The 23,994-nt window shown below is 73.1% G+C and carries 22 protein-coding genes and 1 pseudogene; 8 read left to right on the forward strand and 15 right to left on the reverse strand.

Translation table 11 applies throughout. The annotated features are described in order from the left end of the window. Positions 1-75: 75 nt before the first annotated feature. Positions 76-1,110 carry an NADP-dependent oxidoreductase gene (locus tag ACXJMZ_RS06260; RefSeq protein ID WP_457028941.1) on the forward strand — a complete coding sequence of 345 codons (1,035 nt, stop codon included), beginning with the start codon at positions 76-78 and terminating at the stop codon, positions 1,108-1,110. 5 nt (positions 1,111-1,115) lie between these two features. On the opposite strand, the gene ACXJMZ_RS06265 is transcribed toward ACXJMZ_RS06260, so the two are convergent. After that, on the reverse strand, positions 1,116-1,787 hold the full coding sequence (locus ACXJMZ_RS06265; protein WP_457028942.1) for a response regulator: 672 nt from the start codon (positions 1,785-1,787) through the stop codon (positions 1,116-1,118). Then, positions 1,748-3,046, reverse strand: a complete 1,299-nt coding sequence (locus ACXJMZ_RS06270) for a sensor domain-containing protein (RefSeq protein WP_457028943.1) — start codon at positions 3,044-3,046, stop codon at positions 1,748-1,750. Before ACXJMZ_RS06270 ends, ACXJMZ_RS06265 begins: the two co-directional genes overlap by 40 nt. Positions 3,047-3,170: 124 nt before the next feature. Between ACXJMZ_RS06270 and ACXJMZ_RS06275 the strand changes: the two genes are divergently transcribed. Further along, positions 3,171-5,060 (forward strand): FtsX-like permease family protein, encoded by a 1,890-nt coding sequence (locus ACXJMZ_RS06275; protein ID WP_457028944.1) that lies wholly within the window; start codon positions 3,171-3,173, stop codon positions 5,058-5,060. Positions 5,061-5,105: 45 nt separating this feature from the next. Here the strand turns inward: ACXJMZ_RS06275 and ACXJMZ_RS06280 are convergent, their stop codons facing one another. The 3 genes from ACXJMZ_RS06280 to ACXJMZ_RS06290 are packed head-to-tail and all read right to left on the reverse strand — an operon-like array spanning position 5,106 to position 8,130. Then, positions 5,106-5,690, reverse strand: coding sequence for a GNAT family N-acetyltransferase (locus tag ACXJMZ_RS06280; RefSeq protein ID WP_457028945.1), 585 nt, complete (start codon positions 5,688-5,690; stop codon positions 5,106-5,108). 17 nt (positions 5,691-5,707) lie between these two features. After that, on the reverse strand, positions 5,708-6,670 hold the full coding sequence (locus tag ACXJMZ_RS06285; RefSeq protein ID WP_457028946.1) for a formylglycine-generating enzyme family protein: 963 nt from the start codon (positions 6,668-6,670) through the stop codon (positions 5,708-5,710). Between the two features lie 59 nt (positions 6,671-6,729). After that, complete coding sequence (locus ACXJMZ_RS06290) at positions 6,730-8,130, reverse strand: sulfatase family protein (RefSeq protein WP_457028947.1); 1,401 nt, start codon at positions 8,128-8,130, stop codon at positions 6,730-6,732. Positions 8,131-8,705: 575 nt separating this feature from the next. Here ACXJMZ_RS06290 and ACXJMZ_RS06295 point away from each other — a divergent pair. Next, positions 8,706-10,196: a SulP family inorganic anion transporter gene (locus tag ACXJMZ_RS06295; RefSeq protein WP_457028980.1), complete on the forward strand. Its 1,491-nt coding sequence runs from the start codon at positions 8,706-8,708 to the stop codon at positions 10,194-10,196. Positions 10,197-10,211: 15 nt separating this feature from the next. Here the strand turns inward: ACXJMZ_RS06295 and ACXJMZ_RS06300 are convergent, their stop codons facing one another. Beyond that, positions 10,212-11,228, reverse strand: a complete 1,017-nt coding sequence (locus tag ACXJMZ_RS06300) for a zinc-dependent alcohol dehydrogenase family protein (protein WP_457028948.1) — start codon at positions 11,226-11,228, stop codon at positions 10,212-10,214. Positions 11,229-11,331: 103 nt separating this feature from the next. Here ACXJMZ_RS06300 and ACXJMZ_RS06305 point away from each other — a divergent pair, with 103 nt between their 5' ends. Next, the gene (locus ACXJMZ_RS06305) at positions 11,332-12,141 is read left to right on the forward strand and encodes an MmyB family transcriptional regulator (protein ID WP_457028949.1); all 810 of its coding nucleotides are present in this window, start codon (positions 11,332-11,334) and stop codon (positions 12,139-12,141) included. An 18-nt stretch (positions 12,142-12,159) separates the two neighbouring features. Here ACXJMZ_RS06305 and ACXJMZ_RS06310 read toward each other — a convergent pair whose 3' ends face one another. Further along, complete coding sequence (locus ACXJMZ_RS06310) at positions 12,160-12,561, reverse strand: YccF domain-containing protein (RefSeq protein ID WP_457028950.1); 402 nt, start codon at positions 12,559-12,561, stop codon at positions 12,160-12,162. Positions 12,562-12,714: 153 nt separating this feature from the next. Between ACXJMZ_RS06310 and ACXJMZ_RS06315 the strand changes: the two genes are divergently transcribed. Further along, on the forward strand, positions 12,715-13,122 hold the full coding sequence (locus ACXJMZ_RS06315) for an SHOCT domain-containing protein (RefSeq protein ID WP_457028951.1): 408 nt from the start codon (positions 12,715-12,717) through the stop codon (positions 13,120-13,122). Between the two features lie 101 nt (positions 13,123-13,223). Here the strand turns inward: ACXJMZ_RS06315 and ACXJMZ_RS06320 are convergent. Next, positions 13,224-13,400: pseudogene (locus ACXJMZ_RS06320) on the reverse strand (AMP-binding protein); the annotation flags it as partial. Between the two features lie 240 nt (positions 13,401-13,640). Here ACXJMZ_RS06320 and ACXJMZ_RS06325 point away from each other — a divergent pair. Beyond that, positions 13,641-14,870 carry a PucR family transcriptional regulator gene (locus ACXJMZ_RS06325; RefSeq protein ID WP_457028952.1) on the forward strand — a complete coding sequence of 410 codons (1,230 nt, stop codon included), beginning with the start codon at positions 13,641-13,643 and terminating at the stop codon, positions 14,868-14,870. A gap of 29 nt (positions 14,871-14,899) precedes the next feature. On the opposite strand, the gene ACXJMZ_RS06330 is transcribed toward ACXJMZ_RS06325, so the two are convergent. Further along, on the reverse strand, positions 14,900-15,628 hold the full coding sequence (locus tag ACXJMZ_RS06330; protein ID WP_457028953.1) for a helix-turn-helix domain-containing protein: 729 nt from the start codon (positions 15,626-15,628) through the stop codon (positions 14,900-14,902). Positions 15,629-15,745: 117 nt separating this feature from the next. Between ACXJMZ_RS06330 and ACXJMZ_RS06335 the strand changes: the two genes are divergently transcribed. Beyond that, a complete protein-coding gene (locus ACXJMZ_RS06335) occupies positions 15,746-16,672 on the forward strand; it encodes a carbohydrate kinase family protein (RefSeq protein ID WP_457028954.1) in 927 nt (308 codons plus the stop codon). On the opposite strand, the gene ACXJMZ_RS06340 is transcribed toward ACXJMZ_RS06335, so the two are convergent. Then, positions 16,665-16,925, reverse strand: a complete 261-nt coding sequence (locus tag ACXJMZ_RS06340) for a hypothetical protein (RefSeq protein ID WP_457028955.1) — start codon at positions 16,923-16,925, stop codon at positions 16,665-16,667. The genes ACXJMZ_RS06335 and ACXJMZ_RS06340 overlap by 8 nt on opposite strands. A gap of 144 nt (positions 16,926-17,069) precedes the next feature. Here ACXJMZ_RS06340 and ACXJMZ_RS06345 point away from each other — a divergent pair, with 144 nt between their 5' ends. Next, on the forward strand, positions 17,070-17,507 hold the full coding sequence (locus tag ACXJMZ_RS06345; RefSeq protein WP_457028956.1) for a DUF7144 family membrane protein: 438 nt from the start codon (positions 17,070-17,072) through the stop codon (positions 17,505-17,507). Between the two features lie 23 nt (positions 17,508-17,530). On the opposite strand, the gene htpX is transcribed toward ACXJMZ_RS06345, so the two are convergent. The 5 genes from htpX to nuoK all read right to left on the reverse strand — a co-directional run bounded on the left by htpX (position 17,531) and on the right by nuoK (position 23,993). After that, positions 17,531-18,397: a zinc metalloprotease HtpX gene (gene htpX, locus ACXJMZ_RS06350; RefSeq protein ID WP_457028957.1), complete on the reverse strand. Its 867-nt coding sequence runs from the start codon at positions 18,395-18,397 to the stop codon at positions 17,531-17,533. 104 nt (positions 18,398-18,501) lie between these two features. Further along, positions 18,502-20,007 (reverse strand): NADH-quinone oxidoreductase subunit N, encoded by a 1,506-nt coding sequence (locus ACXJMZ_RS06355; RefSeq protein ID WP_457028958.1) that lies wholly within the window; start codon positions 20,005-20,007, stop codon positions 18,502-18,504. A 41-nt stretch (positions 20,008-20,048) separates the two neighbouring features. After that, positions 20,049-21,572, reverse strand: a complete 1,524-nt coding sequence (locus ACXJMZ_RS06360) for a complex I subunit 4 family protein (protein ID WP_457028959.1) — start codon at positions 21,570-21,572, stop codon at positions 20,049-20,051. Between the two features lie 34 nt (positions 21,573-21,606). Further along, positions 21,607-23,625, reverse strand: coding sequence for an NADH-quinone oxidoreductase subunit 5 family protein (locus ACXJMZ_RS06365; protein ID WP_457028960.1), 2,019 nt, complete (start codon positions 23,623-23,625; stop codon positions 21,607-21,609). Beyond that, positions 23,622-23,993, reverse strand: a complete 372-nt coding sequence (nuoK, locus tag ACXJMZ_RS06370) for an NADH-quinone oxidoreductase subunit NuoK (protein ID WP_457028961.1) — start codon at positions 23,991-23,993, stop codon at positions 23,622-23,624. Before nuoK ends, ACXJMZ_RS06365 begins: the two co-directional genes overlap by 4 nt. Between the last annotated feature and the right edge of the window lies 1 nt (position 23,994).

Genomic DNA, 23,994 nt, shown 5'->3' on the forward strand with positions numbered 1-23,994 from the left:
ATCGACGCGACCCCCTGCCCGGCCGCCCCTGGTCTCCCTAGCGTGATCATCACACCGAACAGGGAGCCCCTCGCCATGACCCGCACCGCCGATACCCGCACCGCCCGCTTCGTCCACCAGGTCGCCCGTCCGCAGGGCCGCCCCTCCCCCGCCGAGTTCGCCTTCGTCGAGGCGCCGCTCCCGCCCGTCGAGCCGGGCGGCGCGCTGGTGGAGAACCTGTACTTCTCGGTCGATCCGTACATGCGGGAAGTGATGGACTTCGGCGACCTGCACGCCCCCATGGAGGGCCGCGCGCTCGGCCGGGTGGTGGAGTCCCGGTCGGATCATCTGAAGGTCGGTGACCTGGTCGCGCACCGACTCGGCTGGCGGACCCACGCGCTGCTGAGCCCGGATCAGGTCGGACTCCGCGAGGCCAGGGTCCGGGTGATCAGTCCGCCGGACGGGGTGCCGCTGCGCACCTACCTGAGCCTGCTCGGCGGCACCGGCCTGACGGCGTACGTCGGCCTGACCCGGATCGCCCGGTTGCAACCCGGCGAGAGCCTGTACGTGAGCGCGGCCGCGGGCGGGGTGGGCACGGCGGTCGGGCAGCTCGCCCGGCTGCTGGGGGTCGGCCGGCTGGTCGGCAGCACGGGCTCGGCTGCCAAGGTGCGGCACCTGACCGAGCGGCTCGGCTTCGACGCCGCCTTCGACCACCACGACGGCCCGGTCGGCGCGCAGCTGCGCAGGGCCGCCCCCGAAGGGCTGGACGTGTACTTCGACAACGTCGGCGGGGATCACCTCGCGGGCGCCATCGACGTGCTGCGGGACGGCGGCCGGATCGCCTGGTGCGGCGCGGTGGCGCAGTACGACGATCCCGCTAACCCGCCTGCCGCGCCGTACAACCTCTACGACGTGGTGGGCAAGAGCCTGCGCCTGGAGGGCTTCCTGGTGCGCAACTACCGGGAGGTGCAGGGCGAGTTGGAGGACTACCTCGCCCCGCACCTGCGCTCGGGGGCCCTGGTGCCGGACGAGACCGTGACGGTCGGCTTCGACCGGTCGGTGGACGCCTTCCTCGGGATGCTGGCCGGGGAGAACACCGGGAAGGCGATCGTCCAGGTCGAGGCGGAGTGAGCTGTTCAGCCCCGGAGGAAGGCCAGCACCGCCAGCACCCGGCGGTGGCTCTGCTCGGCCGGCGGCAGGTCGAGCTTGGCCAGGATGTTGCCGATGTGCTTGGAGACGGCGGCCTCGGTGACCACCAGCTCCCGGCAGATCGCCGCGTTGGAACGGCCTTCGGCCATCAGCGCCAGCACCTCGCGCTCACGGGGCGTCAGCCGGGCCAGCGGGTCGCGGCGCCGGCCGATCAGCTGCCGCACCACCTCCGGGTCGACCACCGTGCCGCCGTCCGCCACGGTGCCGACGGCGGCCAGGAAGTCCTCGATCTGGCCGACCCGGTCCTTCAGCAGGTAGCCGACACCGGAGCCGTCGCCGGAGTCCAACAGGTCGGCGGCGTAGGACCGTTGGACGTACTGACTGAGCACCAGGACGGGCAGTCCGGGGCGGGCCTCGCGGAGTTCGACGGCGGCCCGCAGCCCCTCGTCGGCCTGGCCGGGCGGCATCCGGACGTCGGTGATCACCAGGTCGGGGACGTGCTCGGCCACGGCCGCCCGGAGCGCCTCGGCGTCGCCGACCGCCGCCACCACCTGATGCCCGAACCGCTCCAGCAGGCCGACCAGGCCCTCCCGCAGCAGGACGCCGTCCTCGGCCAGCACTACCCGGAGCGGTGCGGTGGCGGGCTGGTCAGGGTGCACGGTATCTCCAGGCGCAGCAGGGTCGGTCCTCCGGGCGGGCTGCTCACCGCCAGGGTGCCGTCCACCACCGCGAGCCGGTCGGCCAGGCCGGTCAGGCCGGTGCCCCGGGCCGGGTCGGCGCCGCCGTGGCCGTCGTCCGACACTTCGACGGCGAGCCGACCGTCAGCGTAACGGCCGGTCAGCCGGGCCCGGTTGGCGCCACTGTGCTTGGCGATGTTGGCCAGCGCCTCGGCGACCGCGAAGTACCCGGCCGACTCGACGGCGGGTGGCAGCCGGGCGGGCAGTTCGAAGGCGAGGTCGACCGGGACGGGGGACCGGTCGGCCAGGTCGGCCACCGCCTCCGGCAGGCCCCGGTCGGCCAGCACCTGCGGATGGATGCCGTTGATCAACTCACGCAGCTCGGAGAGCACTTGACCGACCTCGCGATGGGCGTCGGCCAGCCGTCCGGCCAGCGGGCTGCCGGTCGGGGCGTCCAGCCGAGCCAGGCCGAGGTTCATCGCCAGGGCCACCAGCCGCTGCTGGGCACCGTCGTGCAGGTCGCGCTCGATCCGGCGGCGTTCGGCCTCGAAGGCGTCCACCAACCGGGCCCGGGAGCGGACCAGTTCGCCGATCCGGTGGTCCTGCTCGGTCCGGCCGGTGAGCCGGCGGACCAGGGCGGCGCGGCCGACCGCGACGGCCGTCAAGGGGTAGCTCAGGGCCGCCAGCAGGAGCGCACCGACCAGGGTCAGGGCACACGCGGTCGGCTGGTCGTGGATCTGCCAGACCTTCAGGACGTTCACCTGCTCACCGTCCAGGGTCAGCAGGACCGGGGTCGCCAGCAGCCAGACCGGGACGAGGACCGCGCCGCCGATCGCGGTGAGGTCGATCACCCAGAGCACCAGGGCGGCCAGCGCGGCGCAGCCGAGTTCGCGCCAGGTGGCCTGCTCCCGGTAGCGGAGGCGCAGCCAGGCCACCAGACCCGGCCGGTCCGGCTCGCGGTGCGGTGACTCCACCGGTGCCTGGTCCGGCAGCAGGCGCAGCAGCCGGCGCTCCAGCGCCGCGTACGGCAGCCCGGCCAGAGCGAGCGCGGCCAGCATCGGCAGGCCGATCACGACCGTCACCAGCACGCCCGCGACGATCGCGCTGACCAGCAGCAGGACGCAGAGCAGCAGCCCGGACAGCCCGGTGGCCAGCAGGTAGCCGGCCGACCGCCAGGGCCGGGCCGACCGCAGGAAGCCGGGGCGAGCCAGGGCCTGCCAGGCGTCGGCGGACGCAGACATCCCGCACCACCTCCGAAGGGTCGGGGACTCGTATCGGGTCACCCTCTCAGGTAGGGCTGCCCCTACCTCCGGGAGTGGGGCTCGGGCTGGTGATCGGGCGGGCGCGGGGCGGTTGGCTCGAGGCATGAGGATGTCGAGGATCGCGTGGAAGTCGCTGCGGGTGCGCTGGGTCTCGTTGATCGGGGCCTTCGTCGCGCTGTCGCTCGGTGTGGCGCTGATGACGGTGATGCTGCTCGGACTGGCGGCCACCGCCCGGCTGCCGTGGGGCGAGGCCGCGATCGGCCTGAACTCCGCGTTCGGGACGGCGGGCGGGGTGAGCACCTTCGTCGCGGGCTTCGTGATCGCCTCCACCTTCTCGTACGTGGTGGCGCAGCGGCAGCGGGAGTTGGGGCTGCTCCGGCTGACCGGGGCGAGCCGGGGGCAGATCCGGCGGATGGTGCTGTTCGAGGCGCTGGCGCTCGGTGTGGTGGCGTCGGCGACGGGCTGCGCGCTGGGCGCGGCCGGTGCGCCCCGGCTCGGGCGGGAGCTGGTCCGGGTCGGCACCGCGCCGGACGGGTTCGTCGTCGGGACGGAGAGCTGGCCGCTGCACGCCGCGTTCTGGACCGGCCTGCTGGTCGCCGTCTCGGGTGTCGCGGCGGCGGCGTACCGGGCCGGGCGGCTCGGCCCGCTGGACGCGCTGCGCGAGGCGGACGTCAACGCCCGGGTGATGACGCCCGGTCGCTGGCTGTGGGGCATCGGGCTGCTGGTCACGGCGGTGGTGCTGATGGGTACGGCGCTGGTCGACGCCCCGGGCACCCTGCTGCGGCGGAAGAACTACACCGTGCAGCCGATGGTGCTGATCTCCGCCTGCGGCCTGCTGACCCCGGTGCTGGCCGGACCGTTGCTGCACGGCCTCGGCGCACTGCCGGCCCGGCTGACCTCGTACGCCGGGCGGCTGGTCCGGGCGAACGCGCTGGGTGGGGTCAGGCGTACGGGTGCGGTGGCCGCGCCGGTGCTGGTCTCGGTGGCGCTGGCGGGCTCGCTGCTCGGCGGGATGAACACCGTGGCGGCGGGCCGGGCCGCCGAAGCGCGGGCGCAGAGCGTGCCGGACCACGTGCTGACGCCGCAACGCGGCGCCGGGGTGGACGAGTTGGTACGGGAGCTGCGGGCCCTGCCGGGTGTCGTGGTCTCGCCCAGTGCGCCGACCGTGGTCTCGGTACTGGAGAGCGACGAGGTGCAGGTGCGGACGGAGGCCCGGGCGATTGATCCGGCGACGTACCGCGAGGTGTCCCGACTCCCGCTGCTGGTCGGGTCGTTGGCGGATCTGGACGACGAGTCGGTGGTCCTGCCCGAGGAGTGGGAGCAGCACACGGTGGGCGCTCCGGTGGAGCTGGTGCTCGCGGACGGCAGCAGGCGGACGCTCCGGGTGGCGGGCGTCCTGCGGGACGGGACCGGGAACAACGGGCCGTATCTGACGGCGCGTAACGCGCCCGGGGCGCGGACCGACCGGATCGAGCTGCGCGGCTCCGGCGCGTCGGCGGACGGCGCGGCGGCGATCGGGGTGCTGGCGGCTCGGTACGGTGCCGAACTGGCCACCGGGGAGGCATGGTTGGCGGCCGCCTACCCGGTCGCACCGAACCGGGTCTCCTGGCTGCGGGCGGTGCTGGTGCTCGGGCTCGCGCTGCTCTACACCGCGATCGGGCTGGCCAACACCCTGGTCCTGGCGACCGTGGACCGGAAGCGGGAGCTGGCCCAGCTGCGGCTGGCCGGAGCGACCCGCGCCCAGGTGATCGGGGTGGTAACAGCGGAGTCGCTGCTCGCGGTGACGGTGGGGGCGGTGCTCGGGGCGGTGGTGACCGGGATCAACCTGGGCGGAATGCAGGTTGCGCTACGGCTGCTGGGGGTTGATCCGCCGCTGGTGGTGCCGTGGCAGGCGCTCGGCGGGACGGCTTGGGCGTGTGCGGCGATTGCCTTGCCGTGCACGGTGGTTGCGGCGGCTTGGGCGCTGCGGCAGCGGGCGGTGACGGTGCTCTAGGCACGGCGCCGAGCCGGCTACCGCAGGCGTGTGCCTGAGCCCTGATCAGTCGGTGGCGAGGCGGGCGTGCAGGTGTTCGTCGTGGTACTTGCCGTCGCCGAAGCAGTGGCTCGCGCGGAGGGTGCCCTCCAGGAGGTAGCCGGCCCGGCCGGCCACTCGGCAGGAGGCGGAGTTGCCGACGGCGTGGGCGAGTTCGATCCGGCGGGCGTCGGCGGTGGTGAAGGCCCAGCGGGTGACCGCTTCGAGGCCGCGGGTCGCGAGGCCGCGGCCCCGGGCGTCGGGGAGCAGCCAGTAGCCGATCATCGCGAGGCCGTCCGCCCGGTCCGCCCAGCGGACGGTGACGGCGCCGAGGAGTTCGTCGAAGTCGGGGGCGAGCAGCGCGAAGGAGGCCAGGTCACCGCGTTCCCAGCCGGCCGCCCGGCCGGTCAGCCAGCGTTCGGCGTGCGCCACGCTGCTCACCGGGAGCGGGTTCCAGAGGGATATCGCGGGGTCGGCGGCGAGTGCGGACAACTCCCGGGCCCGGCGCGCCGGTTCACCGACCAGGCTCCACGGGCGGAGTCCGAAGCCGTCCCCGGCCAGGTCGGCAGGGGTGAAGGTGGGCAGGAAGTTCAGGGAAACGTCAGCACTCATGACGGTCTGTCTACCTCCTACCGGACGGCGGCGCCAGTCTGTTGGGCAGCCACCCGGAAACCGATGTTGCCCGCCGAGCTGTCAGGGGTGTTGGAGCTGCGGGCGGCGACCCGGTACCGGTTGCAGTACGAGTCGTGGCACATGTGCGAGCCGCCCCGCATCACCCGGCGGGTTCCGTCCGGCGGGCCGACCGGGTCCCGGTGCGGGCCGGTCCGGTGGAAGTCGGGGCTGAACCAGTCCGCGCACCACTCCCAGACGTTGCCCGCCACGTTGTACAGGCCGTGGCCGTTCGGGCGGTAACTCTTCACGGGCGCGGTTCCCCGGTGGCCGTCGGCGGCGGTGTTCAGGGTCGGGAAGACGCCCTGCCAGATGTTGCACATGTGCCGCCCGCCGGGGGTGAGTTCGTCGCCCCACGGGTAGCGCTGCTGCTCCAGTCCGCCCCGGGCGGCGTACTCCCACTCGGCCTCGGTGGGCAGCCGGCTGCCGGACCAGGCGCAGTACGCCTGGGCGTCGTGCCAGGAGACGTGCACCACCGGGTGGCTCTGCCGGTCGCCCGCCGAGGAGCCGGGGCCCTCGGGCCGCCGCCAGTCGGCGCCCGGCACCGCGCGCCACCACGGGACGCCCGCCACCGACTGCGCGGTGGCCGCCACCGCCGGGGTGAGGAAGCCCTCGAAGACGAAGCTGAACCCGAACCGCTCGGCCTCCGTGACGTACCCGGTGGCCTTCACGAAGCTGCCGAACTGCGCGTTGGTGACGGCGGTCGGCGAGATCCGGAACGGGCCGACCTCGACCTCGCGGACCGGTCCCTCGCCGTCGGCGGGGAAGCCCACCGGGTCGTCGGTGCCCATCAGGAACCGTCCGCCCGGCAGCGCGAGCAGCCCCCGGGCAGGCCGTACCGGAGCGGCGGTCAGGGTGAGCACCGCCGGGCCCGACTCGGCCCGGGCCGGGATGCAGCAGGGCTTGGTCGGCTCGGTGCTCACGGCTGGGCGTCCTCTCGAAGGTGTCCCCCGGGCCGGGCGGCCCGGGGGACGGTGGCGGGTCAGACAGCGCGGTCGGCCGCCAACTGGGCGGCCAGCGCCGGGATGCCGAGGGCCTGCTCCTGCTGCGGGGTGGCCTGGTACAGCAGGTTCTGCAGCTGGTACGGGTCGCTCGCCAGGTCGTAGTACTCCCGGAACAGCACCTGCCCGGTGCCGGAGACCGTCCCGTTCGCATCGGTGTTCAGATCGTAGTACTCGGTGTACTGCCGATCGGTGGCGACGTACGAGGCCCAGGTGTTCGGCGTGCCCGTCCCGGCGCCCTGCCGCCACCACTCGACCAGCAGGTGGTCCCGCCGGTAGCCGGTGAGCAGCGAGTGCCCGTCCTGCGGGGTGTTCGGGACGATCCCGGCCGCGTCCAGGATCGTCGGGGCGATGTCGATGTTGGCGGCGATCCGGTTGTCGGTGGTGCCCGCGCCGAGCCCGCCGGCGGGCCAGGAGAGGTAGAACGGCACCTGGTGGGACGGGGAGTACGGCACGGACTTCTTCAGCCAGCCGTGGTCGGCCCAGGTGTAGCCGTTGTCACCGACGTAGATGACCAGGGTGTTGTCGAGCTGGCCGAGCGCGGTCAGCTTGTCGTGGAACGCCTGCACCGCGTCGTCCACCGAGAGCAGGGTGCGGAGTTGACGCTGCCGCAGCGCCTGGGCGTCGGCCAGGGTGGCGGTGGCGTTGCGGATGTAGGCGGGCTTGTCGCTGCGGTCGGCCTCGGTGACCGAGGGGCGGCCGTTCCAGGCCGGTACGGGGGCGTCGGCGTACTTGGCGGCCGGCTTGTTCGGTTCGTGCGAGGCGTACGGGGTGACGTAGGCGAACCACGGGCGGGTGTCGGTGGCCGCCTTGTCGAGGAAGGCCAGCGTGTGGTTCTTGATCACGTTGGTGGCGTAGCCGCTGATGGTGCGGACGGTGCCGTTGTCGTTGTAGTTGGCGTCCTGGTAGGACGGCTGGAGCAGCAGCCAGTCCTCGAAGTGCGGCGGATTGTCCGCCAGCGCCCAGGAGTTGAGGTACTTGCCGAACAGGCCGGTGCGGTAGCCCGCCTGGCTCAGGTAGCGCTGCACGGTGGTGTGCTGGTCCAGCGCGGCCGAGGCACCGTTGTTGCGGACCCCGTGGTTGTGGGCGAACCGGCCGGAGAAGATCGAGGACCTGGACGGCGCGCAGAGCGGCGTCGCGACGTGCCCGTTGGGGTACGTCACGCCCTGGCCGCCGAGCCAGGCGATGGTGTTCTGGATCGCCCAGTCGGTGTGCTTGGGCTGGTCGTCGGTGACGATCAGCAGCACGTTCGGGCGGGCGGCGGTAGCGGCAGCGGCCGGGGCGGCGGCCACCGCCAGCGGGACCGCTCCGGCGGCGGCCACGGCGGCGGCTCCGGCGAGGAAGCCCCGCCGGCCGAATTCGGGACGGGTGTTCTCGGGCACCACGGAATTCCTTTCGGCGTCGGTGAACTCCGGTGCGCACGGCAGGACATACCGATATCGGCACCGGAATTGTGGGAGAACGCGTGATCCCGAGGGGGGAAAGGATCATCCCGGGATTCACGGCAGGAGCAGCGTCGACGCTGCGATCAGCGGCGACGGGCCGCGAAGGTCACGCGGCGGCGCTACAGAGCCCGCTGGCCAGTCGGCCGAAATCGACGTGGCGGCGGGCAGCGAGGAACTCTCCGGCTGCCATGCAGGCGAGAATAGGGGCTTCCGTCGGCGGCCTGCAATGGCGCCCCCGGACTGGACACACCGAATTCACGTGGCGCCATCCAATGGGCGAACCACCGCCCGCAGAAAGGGAGTTCGGCCGCTCCGCATCCCATCGTCCGACCCGGACCGGGCGGACGGCCGGAGCGGCTCTCCGGGCGCCGGGTAGAGTCGGGCGGTCGGGCAGCCCCGGGCGCCACCGCGCCGTGGCTCGGCCGCCCACCCACTGCCCCGCGTGTCCGCGTCGACCGCGACCGAGTACGAACCGAGTACGACAGGTACCCGTCTTGCCCACTGCCACTGCCATGCCGTCCGCCGCCGCGCGCCTGCGCGGCTTCCGCCCGTCCTGGCTCACCCCGAAGGTGGCCCGCACCGAGGTGCTGGCCGGCCTGGTGGTCGCCCTCGCGCTGATCCCGGAGGCGATCTCCTTCTCGATCATCGCGGGCGTGGACCCGAGCGTCGGGCTGTTCGCCTCGTTCACGATGGCCGTGGTGATCGCGGTGGTCGGCGGCCGACCGGCGATGATCTCCGCCGCCACCGGTGCGATCGCCCTGGTGGTCGCCCCGCTCGCACGCGAGCACGGCTTCGGTTACCTGATTGCCACCGTGATCCTCGGCGGCCTCTGCCAGATCGCCCTCGGTGCGCTCGGCGTGGCCCGGCTGCTGCGGTTCGTCCCGCGCAGCGTGATGCTGGGCTTCGTCAACTCCCTCTCCATCCTGGTCTTCCTGGCCCAGCTGCCGAACCTGGTGAACGTCCCCTGGGCCGTCTACCCGCTGCTGGCGGGCGGCCTGGCGCTGACCGCCCTGCTCCCCCGGCTCACCACGGCCGTCCCGGCGCCGCTGGTGTCGATCGTGGCGCTGACCGCCGTCACCGTGGGCGCCCACCTGGCCGTGCCCACGGTCGGCGACAAGGGCGAGCTCCCGTCCGGGCTACCGCTGCCTGGCCTGCCCGACGTGCCGTTCACCCTGGCCACCTTCACCCTGATCGCGCCGTACGCGCTGGCGTTCGCGCTGGTCGGGCTGATGGAGTCGCTGATGACGGCTCAGCTGGTCGACGAGATCACCGACACCCGCTCGAACAAGACCCGGGAGTCCATCGGCCAGGGCGTCGCCAACATCGTCACCGGCTTCTTCGGCGGGATGGGCGGCTGCGCGATGATCGGCCAGACGATGATCAACGTGAAGGCCTCCGGCGCCCGGACCCGGCTCTCCACCTTCCTGTCCGGCGCCTTCCTGATGGTGCTCTGCATCGTCTTCGGGCCGGTGGTCTCGAAGATCCCGATGGCCGCCCTGGTCGCGGTGATGATGCTGGTCTGCGTCGCCACCTTCGACTGGCACTCCGTCAGCCCGCGCACCCTGCGGCGCCTGCCGGTCGGCGAGAGCGCCGTCATGGTGATCACCGTCGGCTGTGTGGTCGCCACCGGCAACCTCGCGGTCGGAGTGATCATCGGTTCGGTCAGCGCCATGGTGGTCTTCGCCCGCCGGGTCGCTCACCTCGCGGACGTCACCTCGGTCACCGAGCCCGGCGGCGACCAGGTGAACTACGCGGTCACCGGCGCGCTCTTCTTCGCCTCCAGCAACGACCTGGTGACCCGGTTCGACTACGCGAACGACCCCGCGAAGGTCGTCATCGACCTGACCGAGGCCCATATCTGGGACGCCACCTCGGTCGCCACCCTGGACGCGATCACCGGAAAGTACGCCCAGCGCGGCAAGACCGTCGAACTGGTGGGCCTCAACTCCCGGAGCGCCGAACTGCACGGGGCACTCAGCGGACGGCTCGGCTCCGGCGCCTGAGCCGTACCCGTGGCCCTACCCGTGGCTGATCACCACCCGGCCGAAGGCGCCGCCCTCCTGGTGGTAGCGGAACGCCTCCGGGGCCTGGTCGAACGGGAACACCCGGTCCACCACCGGCCGCACCCGGTGGACTTCCAACGCCCGGTTCAGCGCGGTGAACTGCGCCCGGCTGCCGACCGCGACACTCCGCACCTGCACCCCCGAGGCGAACAGCAGCCGGGCGTCGATCGGCGGAGCGGTGGGGGCGTCGGCGACCCGGTAACCGACGTACGCCAGCTCGGCGCCGATCCCGGCCGAGCGCAGCGACTGGTCCAGCGAGCCCGCGACGTGCACCACCTGGTCCACGCCCCGCCCGCCGGTGAGCTCGCGGACCCGCTCGTGCCAGTTCGGCTCGGCGGTCCGGTCGATCACGTCGTGCACGCCGAGTTCCTTGAGCCGTACGGCCTTCGGCCCGCCCGAAGTGGTGGCGATCACCCGCGCGCCGGCCACCAGCGCCAACTGCACCGCGGCCAGGCTGACCGCGCCGGTGCCGAGGGTGAGCACGGTCTCGCCGGGGAGCAGCGGCCGCCCGCCGGTGAGGGCGTTCCACGCGGTCAGCGCGGTGAGCGGCAGCGCGGCGGCCTCCTCGTACGACAGGTGGCCGGGTATCCGCACCAGGGCCCGCTCCGCGACCACCCGGTACTCGGTCAGCGCGCCGTCCAGCGAGGAACCCAGCTGGGCGGCCCGGTCCAGCCCGAACGGGCCGTCCAGCCAGTCCGGGAAGACGGTCAGCATGACCCGGTCGCCGAGGCCGAAGGTGCCGACGGCCGGCCCGACCGCGACCACCTCACCCGCTCCCTCGCACCCGGCGACCACGTCCGGCACGACCGGCAGCGGGTAGTCGTCGGCCAGGATCAGTCCGTCCCGGAAGCTGACGGCGTTGGCGCGCATCCGCACCAGCACCTGCCCGGGGCCGGGCTCCGGCACATCGTGCTGACGCAGCGTCAGACCTGCTGCTCCGGTCCCGGCGCCGGTCACGTGGTAGCTCTTCATGGTGGTTTCCGTTCCTCGACGGGGCGACAGGAACGATCCTGCGCGAGCCGCCGAGGACGGACAATTCCGTGCAGGGAATGACGGCGCGGGCTATAACCGTCCGGTGAGCACAGTTACCGAACCCAGCCCGTTCCCCGCCGAGTTACGCCGCCGCCGGACCGAACGCAGGCTCAGCCAGCTCGACCTCGCCCTGCGAGCGGGCACCACCCAGCGGCACCTGAGCTTCATGGAACGCGGCCGCTCCCGCCCGGGCCGGACCATGGTGATCCGGATCGCGGAGTCCCTCGACCTGCCGCTGCGCGACCGCAACTCCCTGCTGCACTCGGCCGGTTACGCACCCGTGTACCCCGAGTCCCGGCTGGAGACCCCGATGCTCGGCCCCGTGAGGGAGGCGCTGGAGGTCATCCTGCGCGGCCATCTGCCCTACCCCGCGCTGGTGCTCCGCCCGTACGGTGAGCTGGTCGCCGCGAACAGCGCCGTCGACCTGATCACCGAGGGCTGCTCGGCCGAGCTCCTCGCTCCCCCGGTCAACATGCTCCGGCTGCTGCTGCACCCCGACGGCATGGCCCGCCGCGTTCTGAACCTCCCCCAGTGGGGCCGCCACGTCACCGAGAACATGCACCGGGCCCTGGCGAAGGGCGGCCACGACCCACGCCTGGCCGCCTTCATCGCCGAGCTGGAGGGCTACCTGCCGCCCGCGGCTCCCGACCCGGACCACCTCGGCTTCGCCGTCCCACTCCGACTCGCCACCCCGGACGGGGAGTTGCGCCTGATCACCACGATCACCTCGTTCGCCACCGCACTCGACGTCACGCTCGCCGAGCTGCACCTGGAGGCGTTCCTGCCGGCCGACGAGGCCACCGCCACGATCCTGCGCGCCCGGGCCGCCGACGTCGACCGGACCGACGGCTGACCGAACCGGCAGCGAGCCTCAGCGAGCGCCGAACTTCTCGTCCGTGGGCACGACCTCACGGCCGAGCGGCATCAGCGAGATCGGGATCATCTTGAGGTTCGCCCAGCCGAACGGGATCCCGATGATCGACAGGAACAGCGGGATGCTGGTCGCGATGTGACCCAGCGCCAGCCACCACCCGGCGAACACCAGCCAGATCACGTTCCCGACGCAGGACGGCGCACCGGCGTCCGGCTTCTCCACCGTGGTCCGCCCGAACGGCCAGAGCACGTACCCCGCGATCCGGAACGACGCGATGCCGAACGGGATGGTGACGATGAGGACGCAACAGATGATCCCGGCGACGACATAGGCGAGAGCCATCCAGATGCCACAGAAGATCAACCAGATCACGTTCAGCACGAAAGCGAGCACCTTCATGGCACCCACCCTCCCATGATCCCGGCCCGTACGGGGGTTCATCCCCCGCTGGCGAGTCCAACGACCCGCCCCGTGCGACCGGTCTGCCCCGAACGGCGCAACCTGCCGCGGCTCCGCGCGCGGGGCGCCCGAGCAGTCACCACTCTGGGTTGCATGGACGACTATCCCCTGCTCAACGTGTTCTGGACCATGATGTGGCTGTTCATCTGGGTCCTCTGGTTCTTCCTGCTCTTCAAGATCATCACGGATATCTTCCGCAGCCACGACATGGGCGGCTGGGGCAAGGCGGGCTGGCTGATCTTCGTGATCCTGCTGCCCTATCTCGGCGTCTTCGTCTACCTGATCGCCCGTGGGAAGTCGATGGGCCACCGGGATGTCGAACAGGCACAGAAGGCCGACGCCGCATTCAAGGAGTACGTCCGCGAGGCTGCGGGCACCCCTGCGGGCGGCGCGGCCTCCGCCAGCGGGGCCGACGAACTCGCCAAGCTCGCCGCGCTCAAGGATCAGGGCGCCCTCACCGAAGAGGAGTACCAGAAGGCCAAGGCCAAGCTGCTCACCTGAGCGCGGCACCGACCGCCGGCCGAGGGGCCAGAACCGACCCTCGGCCGGCGCTCTCAGTCACCGAGCAGGGTGACGGTCAGTTCGCCCGCCCGGTAGCGGGTCCTGGCGTACTGCGGCGGACGGGCCACGGTGCCGAGCGGGGAGGTCTCGGTCATCCCCCAGGCCGCGATCACCCGGACGCCGTACCGCTCCTCGAAGCCGGTCATCAGCGCGGGCGGGCAGGCCGCGCCGCCGACCAGCACCTCACGCAGCGAGGAGACGTCGCCGCCCCCGGCGTCCGAAGGGGCGGTTCGAAGGGGCGGCGGCCGGGCATCACGGGCACCCGCCCGACCGGGTGGAGAACCACCCGGAGGCAATCCGCTGCACCTCCCCAACCCGCCCCCGGCCCGACTGGGCACCCGCACAGTCCGGCGGACGCTTCGCGACGGAGGGCTACCCGGGCCCGGCCTTCCGTGCCACGCTGACCTGCCGCGCAGCGTTCGGCCGGCGCGACGCGGACGACAGCGAGGGAGAGCGGCATGGATGCTCGGGCCACAACCACCGCCCCCGGCCGCTCCGAGGCGATCCGGATCGTCGGCCTGGTGCAGGGGCCGCTGATCGCCGGTTTCCCTGCGGTGGCGCACCAGCTGACCGCCGAGATCCTCCGCCGGGACGCCGCGTATGTCGAGCTGGTGCCGCCCGCCGAGCTGCGGGCCCGGATCCAGCACAACCTCTGCCAGGCGCTGGCCGCGCTGCTGGAGCATGCCCAGGGGCGGCCGATCGACCTGGCCGACGCCATCCTGACCGGCCGCCGTCGGGCCGAGCAGGGGCTGCCGCTGGCCTCTCTGCTGCACGCCTACCGCCGGGGCGGCCGGCTGATGTGGCTGCGGGTGACCGAGCTGGTCCGGGTCGACCACCCCGGGGCGCTGCCCGAGCTGCTGCCGCTGGCCGCCGACCTGTGGGACGTCCTGGACCAGACCTGCGACGCCGTCACCGAGTCGTACCGCAGCGCCGCGGCTGCGCTGGCGGCCCGGGACCAGGACCGGCGGACCGCGCTGCTCGACACCCTGCTGGACGGCTCCGGCGTGGCCACCGGATCGATCCCCGAGGCGGTCTCCCGGCTCGGCCTGCCCGAGCGCGGACGCTACCTGGTGGCGGTGCTCCGCCCGCTGCCCGGCCACCAATCCCGGGCGAGCCATGAGCAGTTGACCGATGATCAGGACGGGCCTCGGCTCCTCTGGCGGATCCACGCCGACCGCGAGGTGGCGCTGGTCCAGCTGCGCGGCCATGAACCAGCCGAGCTGGCGCGGCAGTTCGGCGGGCAGCCGGTCCGGGTCGGGATCAGCCCGGTGGTCGGTTCGCTCGCCGATGTCGGACGAGCTCGCTGGCTGGCCGAGACCGCCCTGCAGACCTGCACCGCCGACGGCCCCGAACTGGCCCACCTGGACGACCGGTTGCCCGCCGCCCTGCTGGTGGCCCAGCCCGACCTGGCCCAGCGGCTGACCCGGCTGCTCGCCCCGGTGCTCGCCCTGCCGTACGCCGAGCGGCACTCCCTGCTCGACACCCTGGCCGCCTGGCTGGACTCCGGCGGCTCGGCCACCACCGCCGCCGACCGCCTCTACTGCCACCGCAACACCGTGCTGAACCGGATCCGCCGCCTGGAGCAGCTGACCAGCCGCACGCTGGGCGAACCGGCCCACGTCGTCGAACTCTCCCTCGCCCTCACGGCGTTCCGCACCGGAGTCGGCCTGCCGCCCGAGTCGAGCTGACCCGCCCGAGCCGAGTTGGCCCGGCCGCCTCAGCGCCCGCGCGCCGCCAGCTCCACCGCGGTGCGCGAGGCGGTCAGCCCGGGCAGCGTGCGCAGGTCCGCGCCGGTGAGCTGCTGCCAGCGGTCGAGGCGGCGGGCCAGCGTGTCGGCGGTCAGCCGCAGGGCCTGGGCGGCGAAGTCCACCGAGAAGCCGTGATCCGCGAACGCCCGTACCGCGTCGGCCAGATGAGGGAAGGTCCGGGCGGTGGCGACGGCGGGGGCCAGCAGCGGGTCGAGCCGGTCGGCCAGGGCCGCCGTCGCCGCCAGCGGCCAGAGGTCCTGGTACCGCCAGAGCCCGGCCCGGCCACCCGCCAGCGCGGCGACCGCCCGGACGTCCGCCAGCGTCTCCCGCGCGGCCTCGGGGCCGATCCGGAGCAGTCCGACCGCCACCCGGCCCACGTCCCCGAGCGCCGCCGGCAGATCGTCCTCCGGGACACCCTGACTGAGGATCAGCAGCCCCTCCGGTCCCTCCCCCACCGCGCAGCGCCCCGGCAGCCGGTCCAGCCGCTCCTGCGCCTCCGTCGCCTCCGGCCCGTCCACGGCCCAGCCCTGGAAGCCCTCGTCCGGGTCCAGTCCGGCCGCCTCGACGGCCACCCGCAGCGTCTCGGCGGACACCTCCCCGGAGGCCAGCCGCACCAACCACGGCCGGGCCGCCGACCGGCCGGCCAACTGCCGCACCGCCGCCAGCAGCTCGGCCAGCAGCTCGCCCTCCCCCACCACACCCCCACCTCCCGCCCCAGGAGCGGCCAGCGTAACCGCCCCACTCCCCGGCAACCAGGGTGATCGGTACGGTGAAGGTCGTCCGCGACCCTCTTCCGTACCGGAGTCCAACGGCCCATGACCGCATCCTCCCCGTCCTTCCTCGTCGTCGGCGAGAGCGTGGCCGACATCGTCCGCGCCCCCGGGCAGCCGGACATCCCGCACCCCGGCGGCAGCCCGGCCAACGTGGCGTACGGGCTGGGGCGACTGGGCCACCGCGTCGCGCTGCTCACCCAGCTCGGGGCGGACGAGGCCGGCGAGCTGATCGCCGCCCACCTGCGGTCGGCCGGGGTGGAGCTGCTGACCGACGGTCAGACCGGGGTGCGGACGCCGACCGCGATCGTCACGCTCGATCCGGACGGCAAGGCCGGGTACGAGTTCGACATCCACTGGTCACTGCGGCCGGTGGACCCGCCGGTCCGGGCCGACCACGTGCACCTGGGCTCGATCGCGGCCGTGCTGCCGCCCGGTGCGGACGCCACGCTCGGACTGGTGGAACGGCTCCGGGCGGACGCCTCGGTCAGCTACGACCCGAACATCCGGGCCGCCCTGCTCGGCTCCCCCGCCGAGGTGCTGCCCGAGGTCGAGCGCTGTGTCGCGCTCGGCGACGTGGTGAAGGCCAGCGACGAGGACGTGGCCTGGCTCCACCCGGGGTGGTCCGAGCAGCAGGTGGCCGAGCACTGGCTGGGCCTCGGCCCCGCGCTGGTCCTGATCACCCGGGGCGGCGACGGGGCGGCCGCCTTCACCCGGCACTGCACCGTCGAGGAACCCGCCGCACCGGCCACCGTGGTCGACACCGTCGGCGCGGGTGACTCCTTCATGGCGGCCGTCCTGGACGCGCTGGCCACCCACGGCCTGCTCGGCGCGGCCGCCCGCCCGGCCCTCGCGGCGATCACCCCGGCGGTCCTGGCCGAGCTGCTCCGGTACGCCGCCAGGGCCGCCGCGGTCACCGTCTCCCGAGCCGGGGCCAACCCGCCGACCGGGGCCGAACTGCACCTCAGCTGACCACCATCGGCCACTCGGTACCGTCGATCTCCAGCACGCAGGCCGGCCCCTCCGGGCCGATCCGGACACTGAACGGCCGGGGCGGGTCGTCCGGCAGCGCGTCCCGCACGGTCCACGGGCCGTGGCCGTCGACGCGCTGCAGCCCGACCTCCTTGCCGTCCACCAGCAGCTCGATCTCGGTGTGCCGACCGTGCCGGAGGGTGACGGTGACCGAGTGGCTGCCGTGGTCCCGGTGGAAGCGATGCACGCTCATGGCTGACCCCTCTCCTGCCGTTCTCATCGTCTCCTGGCGCCGGTCGGCCGTCCATCTGCCGCTCCGTCCGGAATGCCGGATACTGACCGCCCTCACATACTTGGACAAACTGGTACAGCGTCAGGCGATCAACAGGAGACAGTCATGGCCCAGGCATCCGGTCCGCTCCACGATCCGTCAGGTCCCGTCCCGGTCTCGGGCGGAGGCCGCCGAAACTCCGGGGCCGTCACCGGCCTGGTGATGTTCGCCGGGGTGATGATGCTGATCAGCGGCCTGCTGGGGATCTTCCAGGGCATCGTCGCGATCGCCAAGGACGACCTCTACGTGGCCACCCGGAACTACGTCTTCCAGTTCGACCTGACCAGCTGGGGCTGGATCCAGCTGGTGATGGGCGTGGTGCTCGTCGTGGTCGGCTTCGGTGTCCTCAAGGGCGCCGCCTGGGGCCGGGTGGTCGGCATCGCCCTGGTGTCGCTCAATCTGGTGCTGAATTTCCTCTTCCTGCCCTACTACCCGCTCTGGTCCCTGGTCGTGATCGCGCTGAGCGGCTTCGTGGTCTGGGCCCTCTGCACCTACCGGGACTGAGCGCACCCGCCGGGACCGAGGCGTCACGGCAGCCGGTGGCCGGCCATCCGCTCCAGGCGGGCGATGCGCTCGGCCATCGGCGGGTGGGTGGCGAAGAAGCGGGTGCCGCTCTCGCCGGTCCGGAACGGGCTGGCGATCATCATGTGGCCGGCAGCCTTCAGCCGGGGCTCGGGGGGCAGCGGGAGCCGCTGGGTGCCGGTCTCCAGCTTGCGCAGGGCGCTGGCCAGGGCGAGCGGGTCGCCGGTGATCCGGGCTCCGTCGGCGTCGGCCTGGTACTCCCGGGACCGGCTGACGGCCAGTTGGATCAGGGAGGCGGCCAGCGGGCCGAGGATCATGATCGCCAGCATCCCGAACAGGCCGGGCCCGTCGTCGTCCTCGCTCCGCCCGAACGGGATCAGCCAGGCGAAGTTCACCAGGAACATCACCACCGTGGCCAGCGCCCCGGCCACCGAGGAGATCAGGATGTCCCGGTTGTAGACGTGGCTGAGCTCGTGGCCGAGCACCCCGCGAAGCTCGCGCTCGTCGAGCAGCTGCAGGATGCCGTCGGTGCAGCAGACCGCCGCGTTGCGCGGGTTCCGCCCGGTCGCGAAGGCGTTCGGGGCCGGGGTCGGCGAGATGTACAGCCGGGGCATCGGCTGCCGGGCCGAGGTGGAGAGCTCGCGGACGATTCGGTACAGCTGCGGTGCCTCGATCTCGCTGACCGGGCGGGCCCGCATCGCCCGCAGGGCGAGCTTGTCACTGTTCCAGTACGCGTAGGCGTTGGTGCCGAGGGCGATCAGCAGCGCGAGCACGAAGCCCGTCCGGCCGAAGAAGCTGCCGATCACCAGGATCAGCGCCGACAGCCCGCCGAGCAGTGCAGCCGTCCTCAACCCGTTGTGCTGCCGGTGCACGCAGGCCCTCCAGGTGGTGCGGTGGGAAGCCTTCTGAAATCGTCCCTCTGCCAGGATCAACGGCAGGACGAGGCGGCTTCGTTCCCGGCACCACTCGAGGTGGGTCAGAAGAGCGAGCCCGAGACCACCTGGAGCACCAGCTGCGGGGCCACCGAGAGCACCACGGCGACCCCGGCGGTGAGCCCCAGGGTGGCCCGCAGCGGACCGGGGACCCGGGCCGGGGCACTGGCCCCGGCGGCGAAGAGCTTCGCCGTCCAGGCGAGGTAGTAGTACAGCGCGACCACCACGTTGGCCGCCATCACCACCGCCAGCCAGCCGAGACCTGCGTCCACCGCCGCGCGGAAGACCACCACCTTGCCGAACAGGCCGACCACGCCCGGCGGCAGCCCGGCCAGGCAGAGCAGGAAGAAGGCCAGTGCCAGCGCCGTCCAGCGGTTCCGGGCGAACAGGCCCTGGAAGTCGTCCAGCCGGGAGTGCCCGGTGGCCGCGACCGCCGCGAAGGCGCCCAGGTTCACCACGCCGTAGACCAGCGCGTACGCCACGGTGGCCCCGACCGGGCGGTCGGAGTCGGCGTATCCGGCGGCGGCCAGCGGCACCAGCAGGTACCCGGCCTGGCTGACGGAGGACCAGGCGAGCAGCCGCACCGCGCTGTTGGGGGCAGCGGAGCGCTGGCGCAGCGCGGCGACGTTCCCGGCGGTCATGGTGACGGCCGCGAGCACCGCGAGCACCAGGCCCCAGGTGTGCCCGTACGGGCGGAACGCGACGGTGGTGACCAGGGCGAGCCCGGCCAGGCCGGCCGCCTTGCCGACCACCGAGAGGTAACCGGCCACCGGCACCGGCGCGCCGACGTAGGTGTCCGGCACCCAGAAGTGGAACGGGACGGCGGCGGTCTTGAACGCGAAGCCGACCAGGGTCAGCACCGCCCCGACCTCGGCCAGGTGGCGCAGCTGGGCGGGTGCCACGGTCAGCGCGTCGGCGATCGCCGACAGGTGCAGGGTGCCGGTCGCGGCGTAGACGAAGCTGACGCCGAGCAGCATCACGGCGGTGGCGGTGACCGAGGTGAGGAAGAACTTGAGCGCGGCCTCCGCGCCCCGGCCGTCCCGGCGGAGCGCGACCAGGGCGAAGGCGGGCAGCGAGGCCACCTCCAGCGCGACCACCAGGGTGGCCAGGTCCCGCGAGGCGGGCAGCAGGGCGGCTCCGGCGGCGCTGCTGAGCAGCAGGAACCAGAACTCACCGCCGGGCAGCCGGTCGGCCGTCACGGTGTGCACCGAGAGCAGCGCCGCGATCAGCGCGCCGCCGAGCGCGAGCAGCTGGAAGGCGAGGGTGAAGTGGTCCACCACGTACGAGCAGCTGCCGTCGGTGACGCAGAAGGTCGAGCGCGGGTCGCCGAGCGCGAGCGGGAGCAGCGCGGCGAGCGCCAGGGTCAGGCCGCCGATCGCGATCCAGGACAGCGCCTTCTTCTGGCTGCCCTTCAAGCTGTGCTCTTTCAAAAACAGGTCCGCGACCAGCACCACCAGACCGGCCAGCGCGGCGATCAGCGGCGGCGCGACGGCCACCCAGTCGACGGACTGGACCAGACCGCCCGGGTCGGCGACGGCGAGAGGAGTCATGGCGGGCTGCCCCAGAAGGAGTGGAGTGGAGGCGGGCACGGTCAGCCACCTCCGAGCAGGTGCTTGACGGCCGGGTCGGAGAGCCCGAGGAGCAGCGCGGGCCAGAGCCCGGCGACCACGGTGAGCGCGGCGAGCGGGGTCCAGCTGACGGCCTCGTACGCCTGCAGGTCGGGCACATCCGAGAGGCCGGGCTGCTTCGGGTCGCCCATGCAGACCCGCTTGACCACCACCAGCAGGTAGCCCGCGGTGAGCAGGGTGCCGAGGCCGGCCAGCACCAGGTAGGTCAGGAAGGCCGGGCGGGAGAGCCCGGCGGCCGGGTCGAAGGCGCCGTACATGGCGAGCAGTTCGCCCCAGAAGCCGGCCAGGCCGGGCAGGCCGAGGCTGGCCACGGCGGCGAAGGCGAGCAGCCCGCCGATCCTGGGTGCCCGGCCGTAGAGCGCGGCGCCGGTGGCACCGGCCAGGGTGTCCAGGTCGGCGGTGCCGTAGCGGTCCTTGACCGCGCCGACCAGGAAGAACAGCAGGCCGGTGATCAGGCCGTGGCCGATGTTGGCGAACAGCGCGCCGTTCACCCCGATCGGGGTGAGCGAGGCGATGCCGAGCAGGACGAAGCCCATGTGGCCGACCGAGGAGTACGCGATCAGCCGCTTGAGGTCGCCCTTGGCGCCGGGCCTGGCCAGCGCCAGGCAGGCCAGCGAGCCGTAGACGATGCCGACGGCGGCCAGCGCGCCGAGGTACGGGGCAAGGGTCGCGGTGCCGTCCGGGACCACCGGGAGCAGCACCCGGACCAGGCCGTAGGTGCCCATCTTGAGCAGCACGCCGGCCAGCAGCACCGAGCCGACGGTGGGCGCGGCGGTGTGCGCGTCCGGCAGCCAGCTGTGCAGCGGGAAGGCCGGAGCCTTCACCGCCAGGCCGAGCATGATCGCCAGCGCGGCGGTCACCTGGGTGGTGTGGGTCAGGCCGCTGCCGTGCGCGGTGGCCAACTCGGTCAGGTCGAAGGTGCCCGCCTGACTGCCGATCAGCAGGAAGCCGAGCAGCATCACCGCTGAGCCGAGCAGGGTGTACAGGATGAACCGGTTGGCGGCGGGCACCTTGGCGCCGCTGCCCCAACGGGCGATCAGGAAGTACATCGGGATCAGCACGATCTCGAAGGCCAGGAAGAACAGCACCAGGTCGAGCACCACGAAGGTGGCCAGCATGCCCACTTCGAGCAGCAGCACCAGACCGGTGAAGGCCCGGGCGCCGGGCCCGGCCGGGAGCTTGCGGGTGGAGTACACCGCGCACAGGAAGGTGAGCAGCGCGGTCAGCACCAGCAGCGGCAGCGAGATGCCGTCCACCCCGAGATGGAACCTGACCCCGATCGCGGGGATCCAGCTCGCGTCGGTGACCGCCTGCATCCGGCCCGGCGTGGAGTGGTCGAACCAGGCGGCCAGCGCGATGGTGCCCGCCAGTACGGCGCCGGTGACCCCGACGCCGAGGCGGAGCGCGGCACGCTCGCCGAGCGGGGCCAGGGTGAGGGCGGCGCCCAGCAGGGGCAGGGCCAGGAGGGCGATGAGGAGCACGTTCACCGGGGGCCTCCGGAGCAGCAGAGGTGAGAGAGGGTCATGAGCCGACCGCCACCAGGACGGTGAGCACCACGACGGCGCCGAGCAGCACGCTCAGGTAGGTCTGGGCGTTGCCGGTCTGGCTCCGGCGGACCGCCCAGCCGAGCAGGTTGGCGCCGGTGCCGGTGCCCCGGACGTAGGTCTCGACGACCTCGCGGTCCAGGAATCGGACCAGTTGCGCAGCGGCCAGGGTCGGGCGGACGAACAGCGCGCTGTACAGCCGGTCCACGTGGAAGCCGTGCAGCGCCGGGCCGAACAGCGGCCCGAGCAGCAGCCGGCCGGGGTCGGCGAGCGGCTTGGGCGTGACCGGGGCGAGCGTCTCGGCGGCGGGCGGGCCCGCCTGCTCCGGTACACGCTCGGCAGCGGCGGCGGCCCGGGCGGTGACGGAGCGCCAGGCGCCGTACCCGATCAGGGCGCCGGCCACCGCGAGGCCGGTGGCGATCACGGCGGTCTCCAGGGCGGGCCGGAGCGAGCCGCCGTCCAGCAGCGCGGGCAGCCAGTCCGAGCGCAGGCCGAAGAGGCCGAAGCCCATGGTCGGGATCGCCAGCACCCAGAGCGGCCAGCGCATCGCGGGCGGCTCGGCGTGCGCCGGGTCGGCCTCGTCGATCTCGGCGGAGTACGGGGCGTCGGTGGCGGCGGTCAGGGCGACCGGTGCGCTGTGGAAGGCCAGCAGCCAGAGCCGGGCGGCGTACGCGGCGGTGAGCAGCACGGTCAGCCCGGCGGCGACCAGTACGATCCAGCCGGCCGTGGCGGGCACGGCGGAGGCCGGGCCGAGGCCGTTGGTCAGCGCCTCGCCGGTGGCGGCGTGCTCGGCGGCGGTGAGCACCGCCTCCTTGCTGAAGAAGCCGGAGAACGGCGGCAGTCCGATCAGCGCGATCAGCGCGATGCCGGTGGTCCAGTAGGCGTCCGGCACCTTCTTGCGCAGGTCGGGCATCCGGGCCATCGCGCTGAGCGAGTTGGTGTGCGCGGTGTGGATGATCACACCGGCGGCCAGGAACAGCAGCGCCTTGAAGGCGCCGTGGCTGACCAGGTGGAAGACCGCGGCCTGCCGGTCACCGGCGGCCAGCGCACCCGCCATGTAGCCGAGCTGACCGACCGTCGAGTACGCCAGCACCCGCTTGAGGTCGTCCTGGGCGAGCGCGCAGAGGGCGGACCCGACCATCGTGACGGCGGCCATCACCGACAGCACCACCAGCGCGGCGCCGGAGGCCAGGAAGACCGGCAGCAGCCGGGCCACCAGGTAGATGCCGGCCGCGACCATGGTGGCGGCGTGGATCAGCGCGGAGACCGGCGTCGGACCGGCCATCGCGTCGGGCAGCCAGGTGTGCAGCGGGAACTGGGCGCTCTTGCCCGCGACGCCCGCGAGCAGCAGCAGCGCGGTCAGCGTCGGGTGCGAGAGCTGCCCGTCGGTGGCGGCCTTGAGCACGCCCTCGATCTGGAACGTCCCGGCGTCGCTGCCGAGCAGGAAGATGCCGAGCAGGAACGGCACGTCGCCGAGCTTGGTGACCAGGAAGGCCTTGAGCGAGGCGGAGCGGGCGTCGGCGGTCTCCCAGTGATGACCGATCAGGAAGTACGAGCAGATGCCCATCACCTCCCAGCCGACCAGCAGCACCACCAGGTCGCCCGAGTAGACGACCAGGAACATCGCCGCCGTGAAGAGCGAGACCAGCGCCGCGTACGAGGGGTAGCGCGGGTCGTCCTTCAGGTAGGCGGTCGAGTACACCTGCACGCAGGTGGCGACCAGGCCGACCAGGACCGAGATCAGCGAGCTGAAACCGTCCAGGTGCAGGGCGAGCGAGAGCTCGGGGCCGCCGGTCGGAGCCAGTCGGGTGGCGGCGTCCAGGCTCTGGCCGGTGCCGAGCTGGAGCGCGACCACCAGCGCGAGCACCGCCGAGGCGGCCACCGGCAGGATCGCCAGCGGCCGGGTCAGGCCGGGGGCCCGCTTGCCGGAGGCCAGGGTGGCGACGGCGCCGAGTGCGGGCAGCACCGGGACCAGGACGGGGAGGGCGAGGTTCATGCGACGGCCTCTGCTGACGTGGCGTCCGACGTTTCGTCGTCTGCTGCGGGGTCGTCTTCCGCCGGGTCACCGAGCGCGGTGAGGCGGTCGATGTCGGCGGTGTGGCGGGTGCGGAAGACCAGCAGCACGATGGCCAGGCCGAGGCCGATCTCGGCGGCGGCCAGCGTGATGGTGAAGAGCGTGAGCGCCTGGCCGCCGTGCAGCGCGTCGCGCAGCCAGACGTCGAAGGCGACCAGGTTGAGGTTGACGGCGTTGAGCATCAGCTCGACGGACATCAGCACCAGCACCGTGTTGCGCCGGGCGAGCACGCCGTAGACGCCGACCGCGAAGAGCAGGGCGGCCAGGACGGCGGGGTAGGCGAGATGCATC

The organism is Kitasatospora sp. P5_F3 (assembly GCF_054049135.1).

Coding starts and splice junctions, on each gene's coding strand:
- ACXJMZ_RS06260 (WP_457028941.1), top strand. CDS start 76: ATGACCCGCACCGCCGATACCCGCACCGCCCGCTTCGTCCACCAGGTC.
- ACXJMZ_RS06270 (WP_457028943.1), bottom strand. CDS start 3,046: ATGTCTGCGTCCGCCGACGCCTGGCAGGCCCTGGCTCGCCCCGGCTTC.
- ACXJMZ_RS06275 (WP_457028944.1), top strand. CDS start 3,171: ATGAGGATGTCGAGGATCGCGTGGAAGTCGCTGCGGGTGCGCTGGGTC.
- ACXJMZ_RS06280 (WP_457028945.1), bottom strand. CDS start 5,690: ATGAGTGCTGACGTTTCCCTGAACTTCCTGCCCACCTTCACCCCTGCC.
- ACXJMZ_RS06295 (WP_457028980.1), top strand. CDS start 8,706: ATGCCGTCCGCCGCCGCGCGCCTGCGCGGCTTCCGCCCGTCCTGGCTC.
- ACXJMZ_RS06300 (WP_457028948.1), bottom strand. CDS start 11,228: ATGAAGAGCTACCACGTGACCGGCGCCGGGACCGGAGCAGCAGGTCTG.
- ACXJMZ_RS06310 (WP_457028950.1), bottom strand. CDS start 12,561: ATGAAGGTGCTCGCTTTCGTGCTGAACGTGATCTGGTTGATCTTCTGT.
- ACXJMZ_RS06315 (WP_457028951.1), top strand. CDS start 12,715: ATGGACGACTATCCCCTGCTCAACGTGTTCTGGACCATGATGTGGCTG.
- ACXJMZ_RS06325 (WP_457028952.1), top strand. CDS start 13,641: ATGGATGCTCGGGCCACAACCACCGCCCCCGGCCGCTCCGAGGCGATC.
- ACXJMZ_RS06335 (WP_457028954.1), top strand. CDS start 15,746: ATGACCGCATCCTCCCCGTCCTTCCTCGTCGTCGGCGAGAGCGTGGCC.
- ACXJMZ_RS06340 (WP_457028955.1), bottom strand. CDS start 16,925: ATGAGCGTGCATCGCTTCCACCGGGACCACGGCAGCCACTCGGTCACC.
- ACXJMZ_RS06345 (WP_457028956.1), top strand. CDS start 17,070: ATGGCCCAGGCATCCGGTCCGCTCCACGATCCGTCAGGTCCCGTCCCG.
- ACXJMZ_RS06355 (WP_457028958.1), bottom strand. CDS start 20,007: ATGACTCCTCTCGCCGTCGCCGACCCGGGCGGTCTGGTCCAGTCCGTC.
- ACXJMZ_RS06365 (WP_457028960.1), bottom strand. CDS start 23,625: ATGAACCTCGCCCTCCCCGTCCTGGTCCCGGTGCTGCCCGCACTCGGC.
- nuoK (WP_457028961.1), bottom strand. CDS start 23,993: ATGCATCTCGCCTACCCCGCCGTCCTGGCCGCCCTGCTCTTCGCGGTC.